Below are 10,823 nucleotides of genomic sequence, written 5' to 3' on the forward strand. Positions count from 1 at the left end.
CAGAAACGGGACCGCGCCGATCGGAGACCTGCGCTATCTGGCCGATACCAAGCTGGACAATCTGGCGACGCCGATCGCCAAGGCGCAATTGGCTGCGGCGCTCGCGCTTGTGGGAGACCGGGCGCGGGCGGAACGCGTGTATGCGGCGGCGGCCCAAAGTCTCGCGCCGAAACCCGCCATCGAGTTCGGTCGGGCCGACTACGGCTCGGCTTTGCGCGATGCAGCCGCGCTGGTGTCGCTGGCGGGCGAGGGTAACGCACCGCGTGCTACGGTGACGCAGGCGGTGCAGCGGGTCGAGGCGGCGCGCGGACTGACGCCCTACACCTCCACGCAAGAGAATGCGTGGCTGGTTCTGGCGGCAAGGGCGCTTGCGAAGGAAACCATGTCGCTCGACGTCGCCGGCGCCCCGGTCAAGACCGCGCTCTATCGCAGCTATAAGGCGGATGAGGTGGCGGGCAAGCCGATCAAGATCACCAACACCGGCGACGCCCCGGTACAGGCGGTGATTTCCGTGGCCGGCGCACCGGTAAGTCCGGAACCGGCGAAATCGAACGGCTTTGCGATCGAACGAAACTATTTCACCCTCGACGGAACGCCTGCGGATCCGGCTCAAGCCAGACAGAACGACCGGTTCGCCGTCGTTCTCAAGATTACGGAGGCCAAGCCGGCTTACGGTCACATCATGGTGGCCGACTATCTTCCGGCAGGATTCGAGATCGACAATCCCCACCTGGTCTCGTCCGGCGACACCGGCACTCTCGACTGGATCGAGGATGGTCAGCAGCCGGTCAACACGGAATTCCGCGACGACCGGTTCACCGCGGCCTTCGATCGCGCCGGTAACGACAAGGCGGTGTTCACCGTCGCGTATGTCGTGCGGGCGGTGTCGCCTGGCAAATATGTATTGCCGCAAGCCTATGTCGAGGACATGTACAATCCCTCGCGCTACGGGCGCACCGGCACCGGCCGCGTCGAGGTGCGTGCCGCGAAATGACCGCATCCGACACCGCAGCAACGACGACACCGCCGCGCCGCTGGCAGCGGGTGAAGCTGGCGGCTGTGGTCATGGCGGTTATCGTGGCCGTGACCGCGGCTGCGGCGGCTGGCTGGATCGTCTCGCTGGGGCCCTTGCCGCTGGCGGAGGCGCGCGAGGTCTCGACGACGGTGCTCGACCGCAACGGCAAATTGCTGCGCGCCTTCGCCATGGCCGACGGGCGGTGGCGGCTGCCGGTCGATGCCAGGACCGAGGTCGATCCGGGATATCTCAAGCTGCTGCTGGGTTATGAAGACCAGCGTTTCTATTCGCACGCGGGCGTCGATCCGCTCGCGCTCGGCCGAGCCGCGCTGCAACTCCTGACGCGCGGCCACATCGTTTCGGGCGGGTCCACCATCACCATGCAGCTTGCCCGGCTGATCGAACCGCGGCGTCGACGGTCGATTCACGCCAAGCTGCGTCAGATCGTGCGCGCGTTCCAGCTCGAGCACGAACTCTCCAAGGATGAGATCCTCAACCTTTATCTGACGCTTGCGCCGTTCGGCGGAAATCTCGAAGGGATCCGCGCGGCCTCGATCGCCTATTTCGGAAAGGAGCCGAAGCGGTTGTCGCTTGCGGAGTCGGCGCTGCTCGTGGCCCTGCCGCAATCGCCGGAAAGGCGTCGTCTCGACCGGCACCCGGCCGCCGCGCGCGCAGCCCGCGATCGCGTGCTTGAACGCATGGTCGAGGAATCGCGCATCTCGGCGGAAGATGCCGCCCAGGCCAAGACAGTGCCGGTCAGACGCATGCGCAACCCGTTTCCGATGTTGGCGCCGCATTCGACCGATCGGGCGCTGGCGACGGTCAGGAATTCCACCATCATCCGACTCACGCTCGAATCCGGATTGCAGCGAACGCTCGAAGCGCTGGCGCGGGATCGCGCGGCCGCGCTCGGGTCCGACATTTCCATCGGAATTATCGCAGTCGACAACGCCACTGGCGACGTGCTGGCCCATGTCGGCTCCGCCGACTATTTTGACGAACGGCGCGCCGGGCAGGTGGACATGACGCAGGCCGTGCGCTCGCCGGGATCGACGCTGAAGCCGTTTATCTATGGGCTGGCGTTCGAAGACGGGTTCGTTCACCCGGACAGCCTGATCGACGATCGTCCGGTCCGGTTCGGCAGCTATGCGCCGGAAAACTTCGACATGACGTTTCAGGGCACGGTCGCGGTGCGCCGCGCCCTGCAATTGTCTCTCAACGTTCCGGCGATCGAACTGCTCGACCGCGTCGGCGCCAGTCGGTTGTCATCGCGGCTGAAACAGGCGGGCGCAGACCTGGTGCTGCCGAAGGATGAAGTTCCGGGCCTGGCGATGGGACTTGGCGGCGTCGGGGTGACGTTGCATGACCTGGTGCAGGCCTATTCCGGCATTCCCAGGCTGGGCAGCGTGTTGCCGTTGCGTGAAATCGTGCGCGACAGCGGGGCCGACCGAGAGCCTTTGCGGCTGATGGATGCGGTCGCGGCGTGGCAGGTTGGCAACGTCCTTCTGGGGACGCCGCCGCCCGAAAATGCGGTGCGGAACCGGATCGCTTTCAAGACCGGGACCAGCTACGGCTATCGCGATGCGTGGTCCGTCGGCTTCGACGGCCGCATGACGGTCGGCGTCTGGGTCGGGCGTCCGGACGGCGCGCCGGTGCCCGGCCTGATCGGGCGCGTGGCAGCCGCGCCGGTTTTGTTCGATGCTTTCGCTCGCACCGGCAAGCTATTGGTAGCGTTGCCGAAAGCTCCGCGCGGAACGCTGATCGCCAGCAATGCAAAACTGCCGCTTCCGCTGCGGCGATTTCGTCCCGCGGGTGAACTGATCCGGACCGGCAACGAGCACACGCTTCGTATCCAGTTTCCGCTGAACGGCTCGCGAATCGATGCCGGAGGAGGAGGGAACGGCATAAAGCTGTCCGCGCTGCCGGTGAAAGTCGCAGGCGGTGTCTTTCCGATGACGATGCTGGTCAACGGAAAAGTAGTCGGAGAGATCGAAAGCCGGCGTCAGCGGATGGTCGAACCGCCGGGACCCGGCTTTGTCCGGCTGACGGTTATGGATGCTGCTGGCGCGGCGGACACAGTTACGATCAGAATTCAATAGTGACAGGTTAAGCGGTTGTCCCTGCGGTGGGTTCAGCGTATGCGGAACCCCCATGGCTGAGACCCTTTCCCGTCCCCGGTTTGGACAAGCGCGCGAACCGAAAACCCCGGTGAATCCGGGACGTGGGCTGGCACTTGCGATCGACTTCGTCGCTGCCCGTCACGTCAGGTCGGTGCTCTTTCTGATCATCGTCGGCCTGCTGTTCTTTCTGCCCGGCTTCTTCAACATCCCGCCGATCGACCGCGACGAGCCCCGTTTCGCTCAGGCGACCAAACAGATGGTCGAGACCGGCGATTTCGTCGACATCCGCTTCCAGGACGAGGTGCGTTACAAGAAACCGGTCGGCATTTACTGGTTGCAGGCCGCCGCTGTCGAAACGGCGTCGTCGCTCGGGCTGCCGCGCGCGCAGATCCGCATCTGGCTGTACCGCGTTCCATCCCTGATCGGCGCGATCGGCGCGGTGCTTCTGACGTACTGGACGGCGCTCGCCTTCGTGTCGCGGCGCGGCGCCGTTCTTGCCGGGCTGATGATGTGCAGTTCGGTGTTGCTCGGAGTGGAAGCGCGGCTCGCAAAGACCGACGCCATGCTGCTGCTGACCGTCGTTGCCGCGATGGGTGCGCTCGCGCGGATTTATTTATCATGGCAGAGGGACGGAAACCTCGAGCGGCCGTCCTGGAGATATCCGGCGATCTTCTGGACCGCGCTCGCCGGGGGAATTTTGCTCAAGGGTCCGTTGATCCTGATGTTTGTGGGATTGACGATCGGGACCGTCGCCGTTCTCGATCGTTCGGCGTCGTGGCTGAGGCGTCTGCAGCCCGTATGGGGGCTGATGTGGATGCTGGTCCTCGTCATGCCGTGGTTCGTCGCGATTTTCCTGCGCGCCGGAGATACGTTTTTTACGGACTCGATCGGCGGCGACATGCTGAGCAAGCTCGCGGCGCAGGAGTCACACGGAGCGCCGCCCGGAACCTACTTCCTGCTGTTCTGGATCACGTTCTGGCCCGGCGCGCCCCTGGCGGGGCTGGCGGCGCCCGCCGTCTGGCGGATGCGTCGCGAGCCGGAAGTGCGATTCCTGCTGGCATGGGTGATTCCATCATGGATCGTGTTCGAACTGGTCTTGACCAAGCTGCCGCATTACGTGCTGCCGCTGTATCCGGCGATCGCGGTCTTGTCGATTTGGGCGCTGGAGCACCGTTTGCTGTCCATATCGTGGCTCAGGAAAGGCACGGCGTGGTGGTTCGCCATTCCGGCGATCACCCTGGTGCTTGCGGTCATCGCGACCATTACCCTGACGCGTCAACCCGTGTTTCTGGCGTGGCCTTTTGCGGCTGCGGCCCTGATCTCCGGATTGTTCGCATGGTGGCTCTATGACGACGGCAATGCCGAACGCTCTCTGCTGAACGCGGTCATGGCGGCGCTTTTTCTGAGCGCGTCGGTCTACGGGATCATTGTCGCGGCGCTGACGCCGCTGTTTCCGAGTCCCGAAGTCGCGCGCGCGCTACGAAATGTCGAGTGCATAGGGCCGAAGGTCGCCGCCGCAGGTTACCACGAGCCAAGCCTGGTCTTCATGACCGGAACGTCGACATTATTGACCGACGGCCCCGGCGCAGCCGATTTCCTCGGTCACGGAAGCTGCCGGTTCGCGCTCGTCGAATCCCGTTCCGAGCGGGCCTTCGCGCAGCGCGCCGAAGCGATCGGATTGCGCTACAACGTTGCGACGCGCATCGACGGCTATAACTTCTCGCAGGGCAAGACGATTTCGATCGCCATCTTCCGCTCGGAGGGAACGCGTTAGAATAGTCAAGTCCCTAGCGATATGCGGCGCTTGTGTATCCATCCGAAAGGAAATCGATCGCGCAATTGCCGCAGCTATCAACACGTTTCCGCGCGCCCGGGCGGAGCATCTCAAAAGAGTTGCCCACGGCGCTTGCGCGCCATAAGAAGCGGGCGCGGCCAGACCAGTTTGGCGCGGGGTTCTGACCAGCGGACCAATCGGGACGATGAACGACGACATGCCTAGCAGCACGCCTGCGCCGACAGTGTCCATTATTGTGCCCGTGCGTAACGAGGCGGAGAATGTCGCGCCTCTCGTCGAGGAGATCGCCACGGCGCTCGACGGACGATGGAATTACGAAATCGTCTACGTTGACGATGGTTCCTCCGATGCGACCGGTGAGCGGCTGGCGGCGATCATGGCCCGGCGCGGGAACGTGCGTCAGATCCGCCACGATAAGTCATCAGGGCAATCGGCGGCGGTGCGGACCGGGGTGCGCGCGGCGCGCGGCGCGATCGTTGCGACGCTGGATGGCGACGGCCAGAACAATCCGGCGTTCCTGCCCGACCTGATAACCGCAATCGAGAACGGCGGCACGCGCGTCGGTCTTGCCGCCGGCCAGCGCGTCGGACGCAAGGATACCGGATTCAAGAAATTCCAGTCGCGGATCGCCAACGGCGTACGAAGCCGGGTTCTGAGCGACGGCACGCGCGACACCGGCTGCGGATTGAAAGCCTTGCGGCGAGAAGTGTTCCTGTCACTGCCTTACTTCGATGGCCTGCACCGGTTTCTGCCGGCGCTGGTGCGGCGGGAAGGCTATGACATCGCCTATGTCGACGTAATCGACCGGCCGCGACGTTCGGGCGTGTCGAACTATGGCTTCTTCGATCGCCTGTGGATCGGAATCATGGACCTTGCCGGTGTGTGGTGGCTGATCCGGCGAAAGAAATCCACGCCCGTTGCAACCGAGATTGTGCGCCATGACTGATACGGTCGGTATGCTGTCCAGCTATCTCTACGATGTGTTCGTCACCAAGTTCGACGGCTGGGTCGTTCTCGGCTTCGTGGCGCAGGCGCTCTTCACGATGCGGTTTGTCGTGCAGTGGATCGCCTCCGAGCGCGCACGAAAAAGCGTGATCCCGGTTGCGTTCTGGTTTTTCTCGATCGGAGGGGGGACGCTTCTTCTGGCTTACGCGCTTTACCGGCGCGACCCGGTGTTCATCGCCGGCCAGGCCCTGGGGCTGGTTGTGTATTTCCGGAACGTCTACTTCATCATCCTCAACGGACGCCAATCGTCGACGTGAAGTCGTATCCGGTCAGCGCGGAGACATATCCGCCGGCGTGGAAATCCCCAACAGATCGGTTTCGCTTGGCCGTAAGGCGGGAAGCTGACCTGCCGCGTCGAGAACCGGATAGGCGACCGAGCAAATGTGCGAATGGATCCGCCGCAGATCGCGCAGCACATCGAGGTGCAGCGACGTCGTCTCGATCGTTTCGAGGCGTCCCTCGCGGAGCCGATCAAGATGCCGCTCGGTCGCAGCGAGTTCGAAGTTGCGCAGCGCGACTTTCTCGGCGATCAGCCCGCGAGCCTCATCGACATTGCCCGACATGAAGATACCGAAGGCGATTCGAAGCGAATCCATGATCCGCTTGTGAAACGCTGAAAGCTCGCTTGCGCCTTCGGGAGAGAACTGAAAGCGGCGCTTGATTTTCTTGGTGGCGAGTTCGCTCAGGTTCTTGTCGATAATGTCGCCGATATGTTCGAGGTTGATGGCGAATGCGATGATCTCCATTGCGCGATGACCCTCTCGCTCATCGAGGCTGCCGCGGGTCAGCTTGGTCACGTACAACTTGATCGCTTCATCGAGACCGTCGACGCCGTCATCCATCCGCGAGACCTGATCGACCAGGGATTTGTCATTGGTCATCATCGCGTCCATCACCCTGCGCAGCATGCCCTCCACGAGGTCGCCCATGCGCAGCGTTTCGCGCGCCGCATCGGCGAGGGCGAGTGACGGTGTTTCCAGCGCGCTTTCGTCGAGATAACGAGGCCGCGACGGATCTGTCTCAGGCGGCTTGTCGGGAAGGAGCCGCACGAGCATGCGCGCTACACCGTCGAGCAGGCCGATAAAAAGGATCGCGGTCATGACGTTGAACGCAATGTGGAACGTGGCGGTAGCCTTGGCGAGGTTCGGCTGCCATGCCAGCATGACATCCACGATCGGGTGCAGAAATGGTGTGACCAGCAGCACTCCAACGAGCCGGTTGAGCATGTTGCCGAGCGGGAGCCGATAGCTCGCGGGATTATCGCGCCGGACACCTTCGAAGACCGGATTGACGGCGCTGCCGATATTGGCGCCGAGCACCAGCGCGAAGGCCGCATGTGGTGAAACGAATTGCGAATAGGCGAGCGACATGACCAGAAGCACGCTTGCGACGCTGGAATGTACGGCCCATGTCGTAACGGCCCCGATGATAATGCACAGGACAGAATCGCCGGTGATGGCGTTCAGAAAAACCCTCGCGGCCGGTGCGTTTTCAGCCGGGGCAAGCGTCGTCAGCAAAATGTGGAGCGCCAGCAGCATCAGGCCAAGACCGATGAAGACACGGCCGACATCCTTGACGCGGGAGCGGGCGCCGCTGCGGAACGCCACCAGTCCGATCACGAAAAAGATCGGCGCGGCCGCAGAGATGTTGAACGACAGCACCTGAACGATCAGCGTGGTTCCGACGTTCGCGCCGAGCATGATCGCGAGTGCCGGAACAAGGCCTACAAGGCCTTCCGCCGCGAACGAACTCGTAAGCAGGCCGGTGGCGGTGCTGCTCTGGAGCAGGGCGGTGAGACCGAGGCCGGCGCCGAAGGCGGCAAAGCGATTGCGAAGCGCCTTGCCCAGAAACCGGCGGAGGTCCGGCCCGAAGGCGCGCAGGATTCCGCTCCGGACCATATGCAGGCCCCAGAGCAAAAGCGCGATGCCCCCCATCAGATCGAGAAGAACGAGGCTTCCCATGGGTTCCCCGTCAACAAATTCGGGTCGAAGGGTCAGGCTATCGGCAATTAGCGATGGATCAATTCATTTATTTCGGCCGACTGGAGTAAATTTGGCAGGCGAAAAATTTGGTTCGAGGCCACACTCACTGCCGGGCGTTGAAGGCCTCAAATCCCCGCTCGAGATCAGCCTTGAGATCGTCGACGTTTTCCAGCCCGATGTGCAGCCGCAGCGTCGGCCCTCCCGGTGCCCAACGCGTCACAGTGCGATACGCGGCGCAATCGAAAGGAATGATGAGGCTCTCGTAACCGCCCCAGGAGTAACCCATGCCAAACAGTTTCACGGAGTCGAGCAATGCATCGACGGCCTGTGGCGGCGCGGGTTTGAGGACGATGCTGAACAGCCCCGATGCACCGGTGAAGTCGCGCTTCCAGATCGCGTGGCCGGGATCATCGGGGAAGGCGGGATGCAGAATCCTCGCAACTTCGGGCCGTTTCGCGAGCCACTGCGCGACATCGATCGCGGCTTGCTGATGATACCGCAGCCTTACGGCAAGCGTGCGCAATCCACGCAACGCCAGAAACACATCGTCGGGACCGGCGCAAACGCCGAGCAGCCGTATGGCTTCCGTGAGCGCGGGCCAGGCCTGGGCGTTGGGGGATATGGTTCCGAACATGATGTCGGAATGCCCGCCGATGTATTTGGTCGCCGCCTGGATGCTGATGTCGACACCCTGTTCGAGCGCGCGGCGAAACAGCGGGGTCGCCCATGTATTGTCGTCGACTACGAGCGCTCCACGCGCATGCGCAACCGCGGCGATCGCCGGAACATCCGGCATCTCCAGGGATTGGGAACCGGGAGCCTCGACCATGACGGCGCGGGTGTTGGGCCGGAACAACGCAGCGATATCCGAACCGATCAGCGGATCGAAATAATCGGTCTCGACTCCAAAGCGCGCCAGGATCCCGTCGCAGAAATTCCGCGTGGGACGGTAGACATTATCGCAGACGAGGATGTGATCGCCGGTCTTCAGGATCGACAGCAGAGCGGTGGAGATCGCCGACACGCCCGATGGAACGAGGCCAACACCTGCACATTGAGGGCCTTCCAGCGCCGCCAATGCATCCTGCAGGGCGCGGGTGGTGGGAGTGCCGTGCCGTCCGTAATGGAATTCTCCGCGATGGACGTGCAGGTCATTCGCTGTCGGATAGAGTACGGTCGAGCCGCGAACGACGGGAGGATTGATGAATCCTTTTTGAGCCTCGGTGTCGCGGCCCGAAACGACCAGTCTGGTTTCCGCTCGAAGCGAATCTGTGGGTTCGCCGCCCTTTGAGAAGGTCATCTGCCTGCCGCTGCAAAGGAGGCGTTTTGCCGCTGACGCGGGGTTCGCCTCGATACTTGTTGAATCGTGTTTTCGGAGTGATTGCGTTAGTAACAGGAAGGGGAAGACCCTCGTCAACCCCTTGACCCTGCCCGCCAGTAGAGTGAATTTGATATCCGATCCGCCCGGTATCCCTGAACCCGCTGTTGGCCGGGTGTTGAGAGGCTTACCACGTTTCGACCTGTTCTCGCTCTCGGTTGATCGACAACGTCCATCTTTGGCCCGATTGGCGGAGGAAACAAATCGACCGACCGGATTCGACCTGGCGTCTGAACGGCGACAAATTGACAATCCATTGATGTCCTTGAAAGGCATTGCCATGAAATGCGTACTTGCTGTCGTTTTCGCTTTCGCCGCCGGTCTTTCGCTGCAATCGGCATCCGCGCAGGAATCGGCGAAGGCGAAGACTACGCTCGAGACGATCAGGGCGCGGGGCATGCTGTCCTGCGGCGTGAGCCAGGGATTGCCGGGATTTTCCGCCCCCGACGACAAAGGCAACTGGACAGGGCTCGACGTGGACGTCTGCCGCGCGATCGCGGCCGCCGTATTTAACGACCCAAGCAAGGTCAAGTTCGTTCCGTTATCCGCCAAAGACCGGTTTATTGCCCTGCAGTCCGGCGAAATAGATGTTCTGTCGCGCAATACGACGTGGACGCTCTCGCGCGATACATCGCTTGGCGGAAACTTCACAGGCGTGACTTATTACGACGGTCAGGGTTTTCTGGTCAGGAAATCGCTCAAGGTCAATTCGGCGCTGGAATTGAACAGCGCGTCGGTCTGTGTCCAGACCGGCACCACGAACGAACAGAATCTCGCCGATTACTTCAAGAGCAACAAGATGAAGTACGAGGTCATCGCTTTCAGCACGGCCGACGAAACCATCAAGGCTTATGAATCAGGCCGATGCGATGTGTTTACCTCAGATATTTCGCAACTCTATGCCGAGCGGCTGAAACTCTCCAATCCCGCCGATCATGCGGTGTTGCCGGAGGTGATCTCGAAGGAGCCGCTTGGGCCGATGGTGCGCCACGGCGACGATCAATGGTTCGATCTCGTCAAGTGGACGCTGTTTGCGATGATCAACGCCGAAGAACTTGGAATCACGCAGAAGAACGTCGACGAGATGGCGAAATCGGACAGGCCGGAACTGAAGCGCGTCTTCGGGACCGATGGCAATTTCGGTGAACAGCTTGGCCTCACCAAGGACTGGGTGACGCGCATCATCAAGGCGGTTGGCAATTATGGAGAGTCGTTCGATCGCAACGTCGGCGCTGGTTCGCGGCTTGGAATCGCGCGCGGACTTAACAAGCTCTGGAACCAGGGCGGCATTCAGTACGCACCGCCGATCCGCTAGCGTCAACGACTGAACCGGCGATGGCCGCCGAGCCTCGAAAACCGCCGCTGCAGTTCTTCCTGAAACTGCGACGCGCGCTCGGCGGAAAAGCCGGTTGGGGCGGGCTCGCACTGCAAGGGTTGTTCGTCGCCGTTCTGGTCTTGATCGGCTACGAGATCGTAGGTAATGCAAGGGGAAACCTTGAGACGCAGCACATCGCGTCCGGCTTCGGTT

The 10,823-nt window shown here is 62.3% G+C and carries 7 protein-coding genes and 2 pseudogenes; 7 read left to right on the forward strand and 2 right to left on the reverse strand.

Translation table 11 applies throughout. The features are described 5' to 3' along the window. The 5 genes and pseudogenes from BGN91_RS00495 to BGN91_RS00515 form a co-directional block, all read left to right on the forward strand. A pseudogene (locus BGN91_RS00495) lies at positions 1 to 994 on the forward strand (alpha-2-macroglobulin family protein); the annotation flags it as partial. Further along, positions 991 to 3,114 (forward strand): penicillin-binding protein 1C, encoded by a 2,124-nt coding sequence (pbpC, locus tag BGN91_RS00500; RefSeq protein WP_292610005.1) that lies wholly within the window; start codon positions 991 to 993, stop codon positions 3,112 to 3,114. The pseudogene BGN91_RS00495 and the gene pbpC, both read left to right, overlap by 4 nt. Positions 3,115 to 3,166: 52 nt before the next feature. Continuing rightward, entirely contained in the window at positions 3,167 to 4,909 is a 1,743-nt protein-coding gene (locus BGN91_RS00505; RefSeq protein WP_292610006.1) for a glycosyltransferase family 39 protein, read from the forward strand. A gap of 205 nt (positions 4,910 to 5,114) precedes the next feature. Then, on the forward strand, positions 5,115 to 5,876 hold the full coding sequence (locus BGN91_RS00510; protein ID WP_292610007.1) for a glycosyltransferase family 2 protein: 762 nt from the start codon (positions 5,115 to 5,117) through the stop codon (positions 5,874 to 5,876). Continuing rightward, positions 5,869 to 6,192 (forward strand): lipid-A-disaccharide synthase N-terminal domain-containing protein, encoded by a 324-nt coding sequence (locus BGN91_RS00515; RefSeq protein ID WP_292610008.1) that lies wholly within the window; start codon positions 5,869 to 5,871, stop codon positions 6,190 to 6,192. Before BGN91_RS00510 ends, BGN91_RS00515 begins: the two co-directional genes overlap by 8 nt. A 12-nt stretch (positions 6,193 to 6,204) precedes the next feature. Here BGN91_RS00515 and BGN91_RS00520 read toward each other — a convergent pair whose 3' ends face one another. Then, complete coding sequence (locus BGN91_RS00520) at positions 6,205 to 7,896, reverse strand: Na/Pi cotransporter family protein (protein WP_292610009.1); 1,692 nt, start codon at positions 7,894 to 7,896, stop codon at positions 6,205 to 6,207. 124 nt (positions 7,897 to 8,020) lie between these two features. Continuing rightward, a complete protein-coding gene (gene metC / locus BGN91_RS00525) occupies positions 8,021 to 9,217 on the reverse strand; it encodes a cystathionine beta-lyase (RefSeq protein WP_292610010.1) in 1,197 nt (398 codons plus the stop codon). A gap of 358 nt (positions 9,218 to 9,575) precedes the next feature. On the opposite strand from metC, the gene BGN91_RS00530 reads away from it, so the two are divergent. Together BGN91_RS00530 and BGN91_RS00535 are read left to right on the forward strand one after the other, a co-directional pair. Beyond that, complete coding sequence (locus tag BGN91_RS00530) at positions 9,576 to 10,610, forward strand: amino acid ABC transporter substrate-binding protein (protein ID WP_292610011.1); 1,035 nt, start codon at positions 9,576 to 9,578, stop codon at positions 10,608 to 10,610. 65 nt (positions 10,611 to 10,675) lie between these two features. Further along, positions 10,676 to 10,823, forward strand: a pseudogene (locus BGN91_RS00535) (amino acid ABC transporter permease); the annotation flags it as partial.

This window comes from Nitrobacter sp. 62-13, assembly GCF_001896955.1.
Taxonomy (GTDB): Bacteria; Pseudomonadota; Alphaproteobacteria; order Rhizobiales; family Xanthobacteraceae; genus Nitrobacter.

Coding starts and splice junctions, on each gene's coding strand:
- pbpC (WP_292610005.1), top strand. CDS start 991: ATGACCGCATCCGACACCGCAGCAACGACGACACCGCCGCGCCGCTGG.
- BGN91_RS00505 (WP_292610006.1), top strand. CDS start 3,167: ATGGCTGAGACCCTTTCCCGTCCCCGGTTTGGACAAGCGCGCGAACCG.
- BGN91_RS00510 (WP_292610007.1), top strand. CDS start 5,115: ATGAACGACGACATGCCTAGCAGCACGCCTGCGCCGACAGTGTCCATT.
- BGN91_RS00515 (WP_292610008.1), top strand. CDS start 5,869: ATGACTGATACGGTCGGTATGCTGTCCAGCTATCTCTACGATGTGTTC.
- BGN91_RS00520 (WP_292610009.1), bottom strand. CDS start 7,896: ATGGGAAGCCTCGTTCTTCTCGATCTGATGGGGGGCATCGCGCTTTTG.
- metC (WP_292610010.1), bottom strand. CDS start 9,217: ATGACCTTCTCAAAGGGCGGCGAACCCACAGATTCGCTTCGAGCGGAA.
- BGN91_RS00530 (WP_292610011.1), top strand. CDS start 9,576: ATGAAATGCGTACTTGCTGTCGTTTTCGCTTTCGCCGCCGGTCTTTCG.